A 17637-nucleotide genomic window follows, 5' to 3' on the forward strand; every position below is an offset into this window, starting at 1 on the left:
CATGGGTATATGACCAATCGGTTATGGCGAAAGGCCGGTGATGCCCACGGGCCTGCTGTAACCCCATGAACGTCCGCAGTCAGTATTTTGAAGGAGTGTATTTTTTGTGATGAATAACCTGACGTTAAGAACCCGGCTGATTATTGCGATCTTCGTGCCGTGCCTTGCCCTGATTATTATCGGTGTGTCCAGTCTGATGACTATGTCTTCCATGCAGGGACAGGCGACTCAACTCTATGTCAATACCGCCGCGCCGATGCGGTCTGTTGCTGAAGTATTGTCACGTATTCCCCGGATGCGGGTCGGCATCGACATGATGTTACTGCAGGAAACTTCATTACGGGATCAGAAAGGCGTGCAGACGCGGGTCCGCGAAGCCAGAACCGAAGATATACCGGAAATGCGTAAAGCGATGCAGGAAGTGGTTTCGGCACAAACGAACCCGGCACTGAAGCACCGGGCCAAAGTATTGCAGGATGATTTTGAACGTATGGTCAGTCAGGAGCTTGATCCGATGCTGAATGCGTTTGAACGGGGCGATATCGATACCGCAAAGCAGATTTACCGTCAGCAGTATGCCAAAACCTACGGCAGTATGCGCAAAGAAGCCAACAATATGATGAATGATTTACTGCATCAGGCCAGTGATCATTATCATCGCAGTCAGACCAATTATCAGAACGGGCGGCAGAATCAGTGGTTGCTGATTATTCTGGCGCTGGTTGTTTCCTTCACGATTGCCTGGTTGATTATTACCCGGTTACGCAAGCGGGTGAGTCTCCTGCAATCGACCATGCAGGAAGCCGCACAGTCGAAGTCACTGTTTTTGCGGGTTCGGCTGGAAGGAAAAGATGAACTGAGTCAAATTGGTGAGAGTTTCAATCAGTTTATCAGCCGTGTGCATGAATCTATTCAGCAGGTCGCGCAGGATGCACAGGAGCTTGCGGTCGTGGCCGCTGAAACAACTCAGCGCGCACAGCAGACACAAAATAATTGTACCGAGCAACAGGACAGAACCGTTCAGGTCGCGACGGCAATTAATCAGCTGGGGGCGACTGTGGCAGAGATTGCATCTAACGCGGCCAGAGCTGCAGATGTTGCCAAAGAAGCCGCGAACCTGTCAGGCAATGGCCGGCAGATAGTCCACGCTGCGCAGGAACACGTGGTTGAATTATCAGATGAGCTGACAAAAAGCTCGGATGTGGTGACTGCGCTGGCCAGTCAGGTGGAAGATATTGGCCTGACGCTGGATACGATTCGCAGCATTTCAGAGCAGACCAACCTGCTGGCACTCAATGCCGCCATTGAAGCTGCGCGGGCCGGAGAACAGGGCCGGGGATTCGCCGTGGTTGCTGATGAAGTCCGCCAGCTGGCAAATCACTCATCAAGCTCGACCGAAGAGATTCAGGCGGTGATCGACCGTCTGCAGGCAGAATCACGCAAAGCTGTTGGCAGTATGGCATCGGGGCAGGAACTGAATGCGCAGGTGGTGAATTATGCCGGCAGCACCAATGAAGCACTGATTCAGATGAATGAGCATATTGACCAGCTCAGTGAACAGAATGTTCAGATAGCAGTGGCAACTGAAGAACAGTCAACCGTGGTTGAAGATATCAACCGCAATGCCACCGAAATTAACCAGTTTACCGCTGAGACCACGCAAATAGCTAAGTTATTGAACGATGACAGTGTGCGCCTGCAGGCTTTGTCTGCTGAGCTGAAATCACTGGTTGGTGCGTTTCAGCTTTGAATTACGGTGCCTCACCGGTGAGCACTCAGGCAGGTTGAGACTGCCTGAGTATCAACAGTTTGATTACTCTTTTCTTTGATGATGAAGAACCCCGGTCCTGCCGGGGATTTTTTTGTCCGGATCTGCCTGAAGATGCCGGAAAAACGCCTGAACCCACAGTATATTGGTGATATTTTTGTAATTATATGCATGTATAATCAAAGCTCAGCCAGCCCGGTGACTCACTGAATCAATTGCCTGACAGTGATGTATTGATGGAACCGCCACCGGTCAGATTCATGGAATGATGCGTAAATTTTCTCAGGGTCCTGTTATCAGAACTCTGAGCGAAGATGGATTTGCCGCACCTCATAAGCCTCTTGGTTTGATGAGTTGTGCCGCAAATAAAATGCTTTATCCCTGATAGAAGGAGTCAGTTTGGTCATGAATAACCTGACATTAAAACACCGCTTGATTTTGGCCGTCTTTATCCCGTGTATTGCATTGATCGCAGTCGGTTTGTTTAGCCTGTCCACCACCTCTACGATGCAGACTCAGGCAACACAGCTTTATGTCAACACCGCCGCGCCGATGCGTTCGGTGGCGGAGGCTTTATCCCGGATTCCCAGAATGCGTGTCGGCATTGACATGATGCTGTTGCAGGAAACTTCCCTGCGGGATCAGAAAGGTGTGAAGCAGCGGGTTCAGGAAGCCCGGACAGAAGATATCCCGGAAATGCGTAAGGCGATGAGAGATGCGGTTTCCGCGCAGATTAATCCGGTACTGAAAAAACAGGCACAGGGTGTTCTGGATCAATTTGAACGCATGGTGACCGAAGAGCTTGAGCCGATGCTGCAAGCGTTTGACGGCGGTGATATTGAAACTGCAAAACATATTTACCGCCATCAATACGCAAAAACCTATGGCAAGATGCGTAAAGATACCGGCAAGATTCTGGATGAACTGCTGCAACAGGCTGACGAATATAACCGTAACAGTGAAGAAAATTATCTGTCCGGCCGTCAGAATCAGCTGATTGTCATCATTCTGGCGCTGGTGATTTCAGCCGGAATCGCCTGGCTGATTATTGCCAGTATGCGCAGACGGGTTGAAGCGTTGCAGACCACAATGAAAGAGGCGGCACAGTCCATGTCACTGGTGCTGCGGGTGAAGCTCGGTGGCAAAGATGAACTGGCCAGTATCGGAGACAGTTTTAACCAGTTTATCGGCCGGGTGCATGAAGCGATGATGCGGGTGGCTGAGGATGCACAGGCGCTGACAGCGGTGGCTGATCAAACGGCAGATCGCGCCCGGCAAACGCAAACTAACTGCGCAGAGCAGCAGGATCGCACCGTTCAGGTGGCGACGGCCATTAACGAGCTGGGTGCGACAGTGTCTGAAATCGCATCGAATGCAGCCAATGCTGCCAGTGTGGCAAAAGAGGCCGCTGAACTGTCCGGCCACGGGCGTGACATGGTACATGCTGCCAAGGGACAGATCGGCAGCTTGTCTGATGAACTGACACAAGCTTCCGGGGTCGTGTCAACGCTGGCAAATCAGGTGGAAGAAATCAGTGAAACGCTGAATACCATCCGGGGTATTTCTGAGCAGACTAACCTGCTGGCACTCAATGCCGCGATTGAAGCTGCGCGTGCAGGAGAGCAGGGCCGGGGCTTTGCCGTGGTCGCGGATGAAGTCCGTCAGCTGGCGAACCGTTCTTCCGCATCGACAGAAGAAATTCAGGCGATTATCGACCGCCTGCAGTCTGAATCTCAAAAAGCCGTCAGCAGTATGGAATCCGGTCAGTCCATGAATGAACAGGTGGTGCATAATGCCGGTGACGTTTATACATCACTGGAACAGATTAATCAGCATATTGATCATCTCAATGATCAGAACACTCAGATTGCAGTGGCGACGGAAGAGCAGTCAACCGTGGTTGAAGACATCAACCGCAATGCGACAGAAATTAATGAGTTCACTTCAGAGACAACCGACATTGCCGGACAGATGAGTCAGGACAGTGCCCGGTTACAAACTTTATCGGCTGAGCTGAAAAAACTGGTCAGTACCTTTCAGTTATAGCATTCAGTGATAGCAGTCAGAGACAGAATGCAGTGATAACACTGAATCACCGCCTGACCCCGCTTGAATAAAATCTCCCCGGAACTTTATCCGGGGATTTTTTTGTCCTGCTGATTATTCATACATCTTCAATGCAGATGCTACGCTTATTGATGCAATACAATAAGAAATGGATTGATTATTCAGACAACCGCCTGCTTTTATTCCGGTTGTTTGTCTGTATCAGAATTCAAAGACTGAATCTCTGAATTCAAACACTGAACTCTGCGTTTAAAAACAGAACATCTGAGTTCAATGATTGAAACGCAGAATCGTCAGTTGGCATGGAGAATCATAATGTCTTTATTAAAAAAACTGAAAGTTTCGCATGCGATCGGTGTGGTTGGATTACTGCCTGTGATTTTTTTCTTCATTGCGGTTTGTCTGCTCGCAAATGTGGTGTTAAAGGAATGGCATCAGGGAAGAATGATTCAGGATATCACCCGGCTTTCTCATGTATTAGATGGTGTGGCACATAATTTTGCTGTAGAGCGTGGCCTGACGGCTGGCTTTCTTGGTTCGAAAGGCACCCGGGGCCGGACGGAGATGCTCCGGCAGCGGCAGGTGGCCGATCAGGCGGAAAGCGCATTGCGTCAGTTAAGTGCTGACGATTTTCTTGAAATTACACCGGAGCAGCTGCACATGATGAGGGCGGATGTTTTCCGCCATCTGTCGGAAAAGAGTCAGGTTCGTCGTCAGGTTGATGCCCTCGCGCCGGATAACGGCGCGTTTGCTTTTTATTCCGGCTTAAATGCCGCCGCACTGGATGAAGTGCGGTTTTTAGTGTTTGAAATCGATGATAAGACGTTAACCAAAATGCTGGGGGCACGCCTGAGTTTACTCTGGATGAAAGAACGAATCGGTCAGTACCGGGGCGCACTCAACGGCGTGTTTGCTGCCGGAAAAACCACCGGCAAACGGCAGGCGGAAATTATCGGTTTTATCCGTGATGAAACGCACTGGGCGAAGGAGTTTCAGGCGCTGGCTTCTCAGCCGATGCAAGATCAGTACGCCCGTTCCCGGCTGACACAGGTCTGGCAGAATGTTGACCGGTATACCAAAGCATTTGTCCGGACCCGGGATTTACAGACAGTTCAGGGGCCGGACAACTGGTTTCAGCTGGCAACACAGAAAATCAAACTGATCAAAGGCATGGCAGATAATATCAGCCAGCAGATTGACGTTATCGCGAATGAAAAAGCGGCCGCAAGTCAGAATCATCTGATGGGGTTAGCCGGGGCTTTTCTGTTTGTCACGCTGCCGGTACTGTGGTTAATCCGGCTGGTGATTCGCTCTGTTTCCAGTCGCGTCAACCTGATTCACCAGACACTGAGTACCGTGTCGCAGGACCGGGATATTTCGGTCCGCATTCCTGAACATGCTCAGGATGAACTGGGAGAGATCATTGAAGCGCTGAACATGCACCTGCAGCATTTATCCGAATCTTTTACCATTCTGGCGGATAAATCCGGCGAGTCAAAATCCGGCATGGATGCGCTGTTCCGCAAGGTACAGGCAGCACTTGAGTCCACTCAGATTCAGTTTGATAAGCTGGATCAGATAGCCAGCGCTGTGGAACAGATGTCTGTGACCAGCAACAGTATTTCTCAGGACATGCAAACTGTGTCGACGGAAACGGAAAATATGAATCAGCTCGGCAATCAGGGACGCCAGCGGATGAGCCTTATTCTCAGTTCTATTTCCGAACTCGATCAGGAAGTGGACCACGGATTTCAGTCGGTGAAGCAGATGTCAGACCAGACGGCGCAGATTGATGTCATCCTGCAGGAGATTGAGTCGATTGCGGAGCAGACCAACCTGCTGGCACTGAATGCGGCAATCGAGGCGGCACGGGCTGGTGATCAGGGGCGCGGTTTTGCGATTGTGGCGGATGAAGTCCGCAATCTGGCTCAGCGCACGCAGGGAGCAACCGACAATATCCGGACCATGATTGAATCGCTGATCAGCGTCAGTCAGACGGCGTTGCATTCGATGGAATCCTGCGCCGGTAAAACGACCCAAACCGCAGAGAGTGTGAAAGAAAATGTGGCGATGATGAAAGCACTCTTTTCTTCCATTGAACTGATTAACCAGACCATCGAGCGGGTGGCGACAGCTTCCGAACAGCAGTCTCATGTTTCTGAAGATATCAACCGTAATGTTCAGGATGTGAATGTTCAGGCCCGCCATGTGCTTGATTCTGTGTCAGAAACAGATAACCGGGCGAAGATTGCCCATGAGCATGTCAGTGGTGTGTTGGGAGAAATTGCGACCTATCATCTGGTCAGGTAGCCTGGGTGTAGCCAAATAACCGGTCCCTTCAGGTTATTTGGCTATAAGCCAGCCGGTGAACTGCAAACAGATGTAATTTGCATCATCGGCTGTTAACCGTTTTGTCACTTAACTTCTCAAAATTTCAACAAAAGCATCATCAATTTGTCGCTTTATGGCTGAGATCAAACTTGTGCTGATAAAGGTTGATAATATAACCATCAATAAGTGTGTGATTTCGTGACTGTATTTTCCGCCTCTGCCAGATGGGGCCGGAATTGTATAAGTTGAGGCAACAAATGTATAAAATTCAGAACTTTAGCCGGGTGGATGAAACAGAATACTCCCTTCCGACCGATAACATCAATTTGTTGTATTATGATTTGCCCAAGCATTTCAGTGATGAGTACCGCTCGTATGATTCGCCGAGATTGTGCACCATTATTGAAGGCGTCAAAGAAGTCAGTATTAACCGCTCAGAGCGTTTTGTGTATAACCACAATGATTTTGTGCTGCTGCCGCCTCATTCCAATGTTTATATGTCGATGACGGAATACACCAAAGCGCTGGTGTATGAATTCAGTGACTGTCTGATTGATAAGGTCAGCCAGAAAGTCTCAGAGAATTTACAGATTACCGTCGCCAAAGATATCGAATATTCCACGTTCCTGCGTGAGCGGATTAACAACCGGCTCGGGTCTCTGCACCAGCGGATTCAGGAAATTATCGTCGAGGAAGATGCCAATATTCATTTCCTGCTCGATTTAACCTGTCAGGAAATTATCTACGAGCTGATGAAAATCAAAGGCTGTTACGACATTATTTATCACCATCAGAATCATCCGATCAACCAGGCGATCCGGATGATGAATTCACCTCATGGCCATGAGATGACCATTTCTCATATTGCGGAAGAAGTGAATATGTCACTGTCTGGTTTCAGTCAGAAATTTAAACTGATCACCGACCAGAGTCCGAAAGATTATCTGACCCGCCTGCGGTTGAAAAAATCAAAACAACACCTGAGAAATCTGTCGGTGACCGATACCGCTTATGAAGTCGGGTTTGAAAATATTTCCCACTATATTCGCCTGTTCAGAAAAGAATACGGCGTGACACCGAAACAGTATCAGCTGGGTAAAAATCAGCATTAAACCACGGCTCACCGCTGGTCCGGATTGTGTTCGGGCCAGTCCGTATGCCATCTGTCCGGGCATGACCCCGCCACCTTCTGCCAGCCTGATTCTGTCAATAAACCTGTATACCCAAACAACCTGAAAATGCAGGTTTCAATGAGATTTGTCAGGCTCTGAGACAAGGCACTGATTTGAAGACATGGTCATTCAACGTTGAAAATCAGTTATAAATAAAATGGTTTCTTAAGAAAGTCTTAAGTCTGTCTGTTTAGAGTCATTCCTGTTCTGAAGACAGGAGACTTGATTGACAATGAAACCGGGAAATACAGGTCTGAAAAGACTCTATTATGCGGGGATTTACTCTGCCAAAGGGCTGAGAGCTGCATGGAAGAATGAAGCCGCATTCCGTCAGGAAGTTTGTATTGTTGTTCCGCTGTGTATTATGGCGCTGTTATTGCCTGTATCGGTGATCGAGCAGCTGTTTCTGGTTTCCTCGTTGTTTATGGTGCTGATTGCAGAGCTGTTTAACTCATCGATTGAAGCTGTGGTTGACAGAATCAGTGATGAGCTGCATGAGCTGAGCGGCCGGGCCAAAGATATTGGCTCTGCGGCGGTCCTTGTCTCCATTTTTCTTGCTGTTTTCATCTGGAGCTGGGTATTACTATGAAACTTATCAGCAAATTTTTATCAGTCCGTCAACTTGCGTCTGTTCGTCAACTTGCGTCAGTCCGCCTGTCCTTTCATTCCGTGACTCTGGTACTGGCAGCTTACTATGCGCTGGTGCTTAATCTGCCACTGTATAAAGATTTAACCCATATCTTTGCCGGGATGGCAGCGGTTGATACCGGCTTTATCATTTCCATTCCTTTTGCTTTTTTCTTTGCATTTATCTGTCTGTTCAGCCTGTTTACCTGGCCGAAAATCACCAAAATCTTCTTTTCAGTGCTGTTGTTCACTTCTGCCATCGTGTGTTATGCCACGTACAATTACGGGGTTATTTTTGATGTGAATATGATTCGTAATCTGGTGGAAACCAACACCGGAGAAGCCACTGCTTATCTTAGTGTCACTTCGGTTGTCTGGATTACCGGGCTGGGGATTTTACCGGCGCTTTTACTGATAATGACCCCGTTGAAATCAGAGCCTGTGCTGCCATTTGTGATGAAGAAAGCCGGGCTGATGGTGGTTGGCGTGATCGGGCTGGTGATGATTGGCTCATTCTATTTTCAGGATTATGCCTCTGTCGGGCGCAATAACAGTTATCTGCGAAAGATTCTGATTCCGACATTTTACGTGCATAACGTCGATAAATTTATCCGCCAGACTTATTTCTCCAAACCCATGCCTTATACCCATATCGGGACAGATGCGACACAAAAAGTGACCACCGCGAAGCAACCATCACTGGTTGTGCTGGTCGTAGGGGAAACGGCAAGAAGTCAGAATTATCAGAGCAATGGTTACGGTCGCCCAACCAATCCTTTCACCCGTCCGCTGGATGTGATCTCTTTTCAGGATGTCCACTCGTGCGGAACGGCGACAGCGATTTCCCTGCCGTGTATGTTCTCGCGGCTGGATCGGCGTCAGTACGATCAGCAGCGCGCCTATCACCAGGACAACCTGCTGGATATCATCAAACGTGCGGGTGTGGATGTGCTGTGGCGGGAGAATGATGGCGCGCCCAAAGGGGTGCCGGACCATGTTAAATATCAGAATCTGGAACGCAGTAATCAGCATCCGATGTGTGATCATCAAAGCTGTCTGGATATGGCATTGCTGAATCACTTTGAGCAGAATGTGGATGACCTTTCGGGCAACAAGCTGGTGGTACTGCACTTAATCGGCAGCCACGGGCCAACCTATTTCCGGCGTTATCCGGACCGGTTTAAGCATTTCACACCAGACTGCCCGCGGGCAGACATTGAGAACTGCACGCATGCGCAGCTGGTGAATTCATATGACAACACCATCCGCTATACCGATTATATGCTGGCACAGACCATCGCGAAACTGAAGGCGTTGTCCGGGCGGTATGAGACGGCGCTGGTTTATCTGTCCGATCACGGAGAATCTCTGGGTGAAAGCGGGCTGTATCTGCATGGCATGCCTTACCCGCTGGCTCCGGATTATCAGAAGAAGGTGCCGCTGATGGTGTGGCTGTCTGACAGTTTCCGTACGGATAAACAGATTGATCAAACCTGCCTGAAGTCTGAAGCGCAGCAGGGACATTTTTCCCACGACAATCTGTTCGATTCAATGCTGGGTATGCTGGATGTCTCCACCCGTCTTTACCGGCCGGAGATGGATATTTTCGCAGCCTGCCGCCATTCCTGAAGGCGTTGACTTTCAGCAATGCAGATGATGTTTAATACCGGTGTTATAAGCCGGCTGAATCTTGTCATCAAAAGTTACAAATTCAGTGAAAAAACCGGCACTGCAAAGTAGCCGGTCCGCGAAATCCGGCCTAAATTTAATGTGCCTGAATAAGTGTAATTTTTATATTGTCATAGATGCTCGCCCCTGTATTGATACAGGGGCTTTTTTTGCCTGCGTTTTTCCTCTTCTGTCTGACTGAGTCAAAGTTTTCTCCGCCTGCCTTGTTATGATTAGGTTGGAGGTGAATATGGATTCATATATTTCAAATGCTGCCGGTCAGCAAAACAATGAACACTATCTGCAATCAGCACTGGAAAGAACCGCGGAACAGATTCTGTCGCAGGAAGAACAGCAGCAGCCGTATGCCCGGTTTTTCCATGACAGGGTTGAGGCGCCTGATCCCCGGCATTATCAGCTGATGGACGCGCCCTGCGATCCGGCTCTGGCAATTTTTCCTCACCAGATGAATGACCTGCTTAATCCGGGTGAGCTGGCAATCGAAACCGGCTGGTGCAATCTGCCGGATGGCACCGGATTTATCGCCAACCGCAATCTTTATCCGGATATCACACCAGAGATGATTGACTGGTGGTTTGCCTGGCATCCGCTGGAAGATCTCCGCTACCGGATTTGGTATCCGCCGCAACATGCCGGTATCTCTGTCAGTGCGGAACACCGTGCCCGTTTGCTGGATACCTCCATTCCCATCCGGCAAAGGAACTGGGGCGTGCTCCATCATGTGATTGAAGACACCAACAGTGGCATGTCACATGTGGATATTCAGTTTATGTCACCGCAGGATTTCGGTTTTGACATGACCCGCTGGAAAGCACCGTATGTGGCGACCTTTGCCGGCGGGCAGGGCTGGTCGGTTCCGGTTGGTCACGCAGGTGGGCGGAAAGCACCGGCATTGATGTGCCATATTTTCCGTCAGACAGCGGCGGGGCTGGAGCACAGAACCCGTTTCTGGATTGGTTATCAGCTGGTTGACGGAAAGCCGCAGTCGGTGTTGCCGCCCGGGGTGTCTGTCCCTGCAAGCGTGATTCAGGGCCTGGCGCAGCATAATGTGTGTGAATTTACCCGCTTCAAGACTTTTCTGCCGGAGGTCTATCAGCAATTCGGCGGTGAAATTACCGCCTGATAAAAAATGATTACCACTAAAAAATGAAATCACGTGATTATGTGTTTGGTGGCTTATAATTGATTCTGAATGAACCGGAAACTTTTCACCGGAAATCAAAAAGACAGGGAACCAGCGTGATGAAGAAATTTATATCACTTTTTTTTGTGATCATGATATCGTCCGGGTGTGCGGCGCAGCACGGCAATACATCCACAGTAACCAGCACGGCTGCCGGCGGGAGCCCTGAACCAGCCCGCAGTGACAGGGGAACGTCAGAACCGCAAATTTTGGCTGATTTACCAGAGCTGAAAATTGCGGATCATCTCGGTCAGCGAAGCATGAAACATTTCCCGACGTATGCGCAGTGCCAGATACAGTTTACGGCACCTGAGCATACGGAGGATGGTTTAACAATTGCTGAATCCAAAGTGCTGAAGAAGCTGAACCGCTGTCTGGAAACGGCAGTCAGTCAGCATGTTGATGTTCTGATTTTCCCTGAGCTTTCTCTGGGAACCCGTGCCTCTGAAAGAGCGACCTTTGTTGCGAAACTGAAAGCCACGGTACTGAAGGAAAATATGATCATCATTGCCGGGTCATTTTATGATAAAGAAAGGCAGAGCCGTATTCCGGTGATTGGCCCGGGCTGGACAGAGTATGGATTCAAAGTCCGGCCATCAAGATTTGAGGCTTCACCACGCAGCGGCTTTGGTATGAAGCCGGGTGATAACTTATTACTGGTGAAAACTGAATTCGGCCGGATCATGCCGTTAACCTGTGTTGATCTGATCAGCGACGGCGCACAATATGTGGTCCGCAACCTTGCCAATCAGCGGCAAATCGATGTGCTGACGAACATCAATTTTAACCCGGCATCCTGGGAGTTCCTGATCGAGGCAAACAGTCTGGTGCGCAGGCATCCGATCTTTGTTTCAATCACCAATGTGGCAAGTTATGGTGCCACTTATCAGCGATGTCAGCAGAAAGATTATGGTTATTGTGCGGGGAACTCTGCGATTTTTGCCAGCTTAAGAACCAAACCAACCGATTGCCCGAACTGCTTTACGGCGATCAAAGGGCTGATTGAGCCTCAGTTCATGCAGAATAAAGACCGGCGTCATACGGCCTATGACCGGCTGGCTGGTGTGGTGCCTGCATTGAAAGAAGGGATGTTGATTTATGATCTTAATCTCCGGCTCATCCGCGAACCGCTGTCAACCAATGCGCCCGATCAGGGCTATCCGCCAGTCAGAAATCTGCGGCGCATTTTGTTTTAGTTGTCACTGAGTTCAATCAACAGCGATATGCCGGGCTGCCACAGGCCCGGCATATTGAGCTGTTCCGGTGCCTGTCCTTTCAAAATTCGCCTGTCCTTTCAAAATTCCGTTAAAATCTGAGCCTGTGCTGCCATTTGTGATGAAGAAAGCCGGGTGTGGCCGGGCTGGTGATGGTTGGATCATTCTATTTTCAGGATTATGCTCTGTCGGGCGCAATAATAGTTATCTGCAAAAGATTCTGATAGATTCTGATTCCGACATTTTACGTGCATAACGTCGATAAATTTATCCGCCAGACTTATTTTTCCAAACCTATGCCTTACCCGCTGGCTCCGGATTATCAGAAAAAGGTGCCGCTGATGGTGTGGCTGTTCCCGATCCGCCAGTGCTGGCGAATATAGTGTCCCTGGAGCTTATGCTTTGGCGACACAGAACTGACATAGTAGGAGGTATCCACTGTGCCTTTGCCATTTATGGTTCGGTGCCGCTCTACAGCAATGATACTGAGGATCGTCGGCCAACATTCCTGAAGCTCATCATTTTTCTTAACCTGAACAACGACATGCGCCTCTCTGTGCTCATTAACACAATTCAGCAGGGGTTCAAGTAACGACTCCGAAACAACCGATTAAAGGTATGGGTATATGTGCTTAATATGATATACGTTAATTTTTTGAACCGCCTGTACTGGATATAATGGTTTATACCGTCAAGACATATTCAATCGCAGGAGATATTCTCATTGCCTGTTCATTACGACAAAATTTCTGTATTACCGGAAGCTGAGACCTTAGCTGAGCTGCTTGAGCAGTTTAAAATTTTGGCGGGCTTAGATACTGCTCAGTTTTGCCGGATGTCTCATCAAGAAAGGGGCTTTCGTACTATTGATGAGACAAATATGAAGTCTTGGGCCAAGGGTTCATTTCCCAGACAGGATGGAAAAAGAGCCATTTTAAACATTTTTGCTCAGATCTGTGAAACCGAAGAAATTACCAGAGCCTGGTGTGATAAATATCGAGAGCTTGAACTGAAAAACAAAAAGCAGCAAGCCAATAGTCGTCAACAGCGACAGCGAACCAACAAATCCGGTGAAGTTGATGAAAAAAGCAAAACTTCTGAAAATATTGATACTGATAAATCCGCAATAACGGATAGTATGGACACATCGGCCGCTGAACCAGCAGATTGCAACCCGGTACAGCTGTATAACTGGTGTTTGACACATCCACTTCACCTGCTTACTGTCCTGTTGGTATTTCTCATCTGCATTGCTTTATTGGTGTTCGGTTTTTCTGGAGGAGATAAATCATTAATTATCAATAATAATATTCATCTGGATAATCAGCAGAACAAGACATTAAATATGGAACAGGGCAATAGTGGGAGCTATCAAAATCATTCTGTGTCCGGGCAACCAGGCCTGCAACCACAAAAAGCGGTTTTCTCAGCATATCAACCTGTTGCCCCTCTGCCGGTTTCCCAGACACCTTCGTCTGTATCGCCTTCTGCACCTGCTTTTCCGCCGGTTGCTGCGGAGAGTCAGATTAGCGCTGCGTCAGAACATCTGTTAAACAATCATGCGTCAGCTAAAGTATCTGATTCATCAGGCACGGTAGTCACTTCTAAAACCGGAAATAAGACGGAAAAGAAGTCTGAAGCTGAAAAAGTACATGCCGCGCCAGACAGGAGCAAAAATAAATCTCAGGCAGATCAAGATGACTCTGAGCTGACTTCATATGTCGATTTAAAACCAGGATTAAATCTGGATGTATATGTATTTAAAGGGAAAAATAAAGATCTGATATTTTCATTCGATAAGTATCAGGTGGGCAGCCTGACATATAAAAAAGGCGGGTTGTTCACTTATGCTGACCACTTGATTAATCCGGGTGTCTATAAGGCGGCTTCCGGCCGGGATTCCGGGTTGTATTATCATGGCTATATTTTCTTTCCTTCTCCTGATACGTACGTGTTCAGTCTGGATTTCAATTCGGGCGAACCCGGTGTAATGCAAGTGACAAAGAAATGCAGAGTGACTTTAAATTTGAATCATAAAGAGAAACTGAATGGCACGGTTCGGTTATTGTTGAGTGAGCATGGTAAAGGCGTATTTACCATGCCGGTCCATGGCGGCTTAAATGATTTCAGCCTGTGGTTTAGTTGCAATAAGTTGGTTAATGTACCGTTGTTATGGAATGTGACCCATATTTATCAAAAGACCACCGTCACGGTCAGGGTTCGTAAGTTGAGTGAATCAAAGGCCTCACTACTGAGTGCCGGGCAACTGTTTCATTCTCTGTAAGCGTTGCAGATATTTTTTCAAAATACTCCGGGTGTCCGGATAGATAAAGAAAGGTTCGCACCTTTCTTTACCAGTCATCAGTGATATCAAACCGAAGTGCTTTTTATTTCTCCAGGCTGAGCCTCATCCATCAGTTGGTCCCACTCGTCGAAACAGTGACACATGGGGGGCATGACTTGGGGTAAGACGCCATTTCTGCGGCTGAATTCAATCAGATTGAGTATGGTCTGGTCGCAATGCGGACAATTAGACGGTCCGGCCACAGGTGGTGGTGTATCATTAAACCCACCCACAGTCAGCGGCCAGCTTTTTTCCTGCGCTTCTCGGATAATGTGCAGAATCGTCCACAGCCAGGGCGGGCGGAATGCCCCTGCGCTATACATCGATTCAAGCGGTGTATTTTCCTGAACAAAAGCACACGACAGCATCATCTCATCTACACCGAGCTGGTGCAGATAGTTCAGTGTGTTGATGACATCATCAAATGCTTGTTTCTCTGTGAGTTGCGGAGCTTTGAGAAATACATATACAGCAACTTTTACACCCATTGACTGCATCAGGATGACTTTAGCTTCGAAGAGCCTGATATCGATACCTTTGTTAAGGATTTTGTTGCGAATCCGGTCATCACGGCTTTCAAGTCCGATGGCCACAGCAAGCTGTTTTCCTGCCAGCCCGTCAAGGGATTGTGCCAGTTTACGCTGAGTGATAAAGCGGGGATAACACTCGACCAGCAACTGTCGGATATCTGAACGCCGGGCAACCTGACGATAGACATATTGCTGAAAATCATCCGGGATTTCTGCATTGGGAAAGAAACTGCCCCCATTAAAAATCGCCAGCCTGTCAACCGGGAGTGCTCCTGCTGTCAGGGTGTCAAACATCGCCTGATAAGTCTCTGTTTTCAGGCGCCAGCTGCCAAAGAAATGCTCGTATCCGTCGCCTTTGGTTATAGCCCTGGTCAGACCGGGAAAGGCACAAAAAGTACAGGCTTTGCCTTTATTCGCCCGGTAATAACTACAGCCGCCTCCGGGGATCATAATGGTTTGCTGAACAATCTGTTTTCTGAGGGAAAAAGAATATTTAATGTCATCATTTTTATCGCACGGATACCCGTCTATGAGTTGTGTCATGGGGTGTTCTCCTGTTGGTTTTACTTATCAATAATTGTCCTGTGGCACGGGCAAAAAGTCGGATAAATCGCGGATAATTGATGGGTAATCAAAGGAGCACAAAAGGATAACTGATGGATAAAAAAAGATAAAAATTCAACAATAACAATGATTTATCGTGATTTGTTTTATCACTCTGACCATAGTGTGTCTTGTCATTAACGCAATAAATGGAGAAGAGAATGAAAGTACGTGACATGATTGAAAGTGACTATGAAAGTGTGGTTGAACTGGAGCAAAAAGTCTGGGGCCGGGAAGGGGCCAGTTACGAGATTATCCGCTCACGACATCAGATTTTTCCTGAGGGAAGTGTGGTTGTTACGAATGATGATGAACAGATTGTTGGATATGCTGCTGTACAAAGGGTGACCCGGGCATGCAACGATAGCTGGTATATTCAAACCGATAATGGGTATATTACGCATACACATAATGAAAAAGGACATATACTTTATGGCATAGGTATGTCAGGTGATAGTTATGGTGTTTCTGACCTGATTATTGAATATGTTTATCATAAATTTATCGTATCCGGTCTTTGCTATATGTTAGTTTTAGGCAGCCGGGTTCCCGGATTTGCGTCATGGCAGCACCGAACCGGAGGAAATATTACGGATTATATTAAGTCAAGAAGGCAAAATGGGTATTCTATTGATCCGGAGTTAATGTTGTATCAAAAACACGGTTTTGAGCTGTTATTTGAAATTGAAGATTACTTTCCCTGTCAGGACAGCCTTGATTATGGCGCATTGATTATAAAACGTTAATTCACATGAAATAATAGGCCGGCATGGATTCCGGCCTGAAAATAAGTTATGAACCGACCATTAAAGCTTGAACAATTATTGAAAAAAACAATCACAGATGTAAGTTCTTGGTGTGAAGTCTTAAAGTATATTATATATTGCACCAATTCAACTAAAGGTATGATTATGCTGAGAGATAAATACTCGGCCGAATTATATATCACGAATGATATCAGCGCGGAATTAAAAAGTCCGATGTTATACGGATTTACGGCGGATGAAATTGATGATTATCTTGAACACTATTATCAAGATGATCCATGGACAGAAGTCGAGCATCAATATCATCCGGTCATTCCTTATGCGATGTCTTCTTATCTGCCGGTTGAAGCGCTCAGGAAAACAAAATTTTGGCAATGGCTGGAACCACAGCAAATTAATGATTCTGTTGTCGTCGAAATATTCAGTGCACCTGATAGCTGGATATCAATGAATCTTTTTTTTTATGATGACATGAAAAGCGGGGTAAAAAAGGGGTGTATTGATTTTCTGACAGAGTATCAGGACTTATTGGGTGATTACTGGAAACTGGGGCAGCAATTCAGAGCAATCTCGTATGCGCCAGAAAGTTTCCGCTATTTTCTGGAGCAGCAGAAATATCCAGCCTTACTGGTCGATCTTCATTTGAATCTGATCGCGATGAACACCGATGCTCAATTTTTCCTGAGTCAGGATGAAAATGAAATAATCAATAAAAACAATATGTTATATGTTAAAAATAAACAGGGAATGACGGCGTTGAAGCAGAAGATAGCGATAATGGCAGATAATACCGCTGATGATGATAAAACTTCTGAAGTTCGGGTTTATTTGAATGAACTGGTGCTAACCTGTGTTTTGCTTGGCAATGGACGGGATGTTGTCGGTCTTGATACTGCCGTCCGGTTTATTTTAATTCAGCCCAATGATATCAGAACCACGTCTTCATCCTATCCGATATGGGAAACACCCGGACTCACTCGCAGGGAAAGTGAATTAGTTGAAATACTCGCGACCGGGGGCCGGGTCGTTGATTTTATGCGAAAATATAATATGGCAAAAAGTACTTCACATACACACTGGAGCCATGTGAAAAAGAAATTGAAAGTAAAAGACAGGTCTGAAATATTTGCTCATCATCAGCTGTTCCTTGATAGCTGCTATACCCAAAAAATCTGAATTATTCTACATCAGGTCGTTTAGGCATAAAATAGCAACTCTTCTCTTTAGGATACTCAGGTTATTTGTTCTGGGGGAAGTCTCATTTTTAAATTGTCATTTTGTAACTGACTTTTATGTAAATAAAATGAGGGGGTTTATCTGTGTCGGTCTTATTTTTATTATC

Annotated in this window: 14 protein-coding genes and 1 pseudogene; 12 read left to right on the top strand and 3 right to left on the bottom strand. The window is 47.2% G+C overall.

Annotated features, from left to right (window positions below; translation table 11 throughout):
• The first annotated feature begins 109 nt into the window (after positions 1-109).
• The 8 genes from OC443_RS06585 (at position 110) to OC443_RS06620 (ending at position 12033) form a co-directional block, all read left to right on the top strand.
• On the top strand, positions 110-1750 hold the full coding sequence (locus OC443_RS06585; protein WP_073580092.1) for a methyl-accepting chemotaxis protein: 1641 nt from the start codon (positions 110-112) through the stop codon (positions 1748-1750).
• Positions 1751-2167: 417 nt separating this feature from the next.
• On the top strand, positions 2168-3814 hold the full coding sequence (locus tag OC443_RS06590) for a methyl-accepting chemotaxis protein (RefSeq protein WP_073580093.1): 1647 nt from the start codon (positions 2168-2170) through the stop codon (positions 3812-3814).
• Between the two features lie 336 nt (positions 3815-4150).
• Positions 4151-6145 (top strand): methyl-accepting chemotaxis protein, encoded by a 1995-nt coding sequence (locus OC443_RS06595; protein ID WP_073580094.1) that lies wholly within the window; start codon positions 4151-4153, stop codon positions 6143-6145.
• A 278-nt stretch (positions 6146-6423) separates the two neighbouring features.
• On the top strand, positions 6424-7278 hold the full coding sequence (locus tag OC443_RS06600) for a helix-turn-helix domain-containing protein (RefSeq protein ID WP_073580095.1): 855 nt from the start codon (positions 6424-6426) through the stop codon (positions 7276-7278).
• A gap of 292 nt (positions 7279-7570) precedes the next feature.
• Positions 7571-7927 (top strand): diacylglycerol kinase, encoded by a 357-nt coding sequence (locus OC443_RS06605; protein WP_073580096.1) that lies wholly within the window; start codon positions 7571-7573, stop codon positions 7925-7927.
• A complete protein-coding gene (locus OC443_RS06610) occupies positions 7924-9594 on the top strand; it encodes a phosphoethanolamine transferase (RefSeq protein WP_073580097.1) in 1671 nt (556 codons plus the stop codon). The genes OC443_RS06605 and OC443_RS06610 overlap by 4 nt, the downstream gene beginning before the upstream one ends.
• Before the next feature lie 289 nt (positions 9595-9883).
• A complete protein-coding gene (locus OC443_RS06615; RefSeq protein ID WP_159440307.1) occupies positions 9884-10777 on the top strand; it encodes a DAPG hydrolase family protein in 894 nt (297 codons plus the stop codon).
• Between the two features lie 119 nt (positions 10778-10896).
• The gene (locus OC443_RS06620; RefSeq protein WP_143169222.1) at positions 10897-12033 is read left to right on the top strand and encodes a carbon-nitrogen hydrolase family protein; all 1137 of its coding nucleotides are present in this window, start codon (positions 10897-10899) and stop codon (positions 12031-12033) included.
• Positions 12034-12045: 12 nt separating this feature from the next.
• Here the strand turns inward: OC443_RS06620 and OC443_RS06625 are convergent, their stop codons facing one another.
• A complete protein-coding gene (locus OC443_RS06625) occupies positions 12046-12216 on the bottom strand; it encodes a hypothetical protein (RefSeq protein WP_159440308.1) in 171 nt (56 codons plus the stop codon).
• A gap of 83 nt (positions 12217-12299) precedes the next feature.
• Here OC443_RS06625 and OC443_RS06630 point away from each other — a divergent pair, with 83 nt between their 5' ends.
• Complete coding sequence (locus OC443_RS06630) at positions 12300-12434, top strand: hypothetical protein (protein ID WP_262021647.1); 135 nt, start codon at positions 12300-12302, stop codon at positions 12432-12434.
• On the opposite strand, the pseudogene OC443_RS06635 reads toward OC443_RS06630, so the two are convergent.
• A pseudogene (locus OC443_RS06635) lies at positions 12401-12562 on the bottom strand (ISAs1 family transposase); the annotation flags it as partial. The gene OC443_RS06630 and the pseudogene OC443_RS06635 overlap by 34 nt on opposite strands.
• Before the next feature lie 213 nt (positions 12563-12775).
• Here OC443_RS06635 and OC443_RS06640 point away from each other — a divergent pair.
• Positions 12776-14335, top strand: a complete 1560-nt coding sequence (locus OC443_RS06640) for a hypothetical protein (protein WP_073580099.1) — start codon at positions 12776-12778, stop codon at positions 14333-14335.
• An 86-nt stretch (positions 14336-14421) separates the two neighbouring features.
• Here OC443_RS06640 and OC443_RS06645 read toward each other — a convergent pair whose 3' ends face one another.
• Positions 14422-15468, bottom strand: a complete 1047-nt coding sequence (locus OC443_RS06645) for a hypothetical protein (RefSeq protein WP_073580100.1) — start codon at positions 15466-15468, stop codon at positions 14422-14424.
• 221 nt (positions 15469-15689) lie between these two features.
• Between OC443_RS06645 and OC443_RS06650 the strand changes: the two genes are divergently transcribed.
• Positions 15690-16274, top strand: a complete 585-nt coding sequence (locus tag OC443_RS06650; protein WP_073580101.1) for a hypothetical protein — start codon at positions 15690-15692, stop codon at positions 16272-16274.
• A 165-nt stretch (positions 16275-16439) separates the two neighbouring features.
• Complete coding sequence (locus tag OC443_RS06655) at positions 16440-17471, top strand: helix-turn-helix transcriptional regulator (protein WP_073580102.1); 1032 nt, start codon at positions 16440-16442, stop codon at positions 17469-17471.
• Positions 17472-17637 lie beyond the last annotated feature (166 nt).

The organism is Vibrio quintilis (genome assembly GCF_024529975.1).
GTDB lineage: Bacteria > Pseudomonadota > Gammaproteobacteria > Enterobacterales > Vibrionaceae > Vibrio > Vibrio quintilis.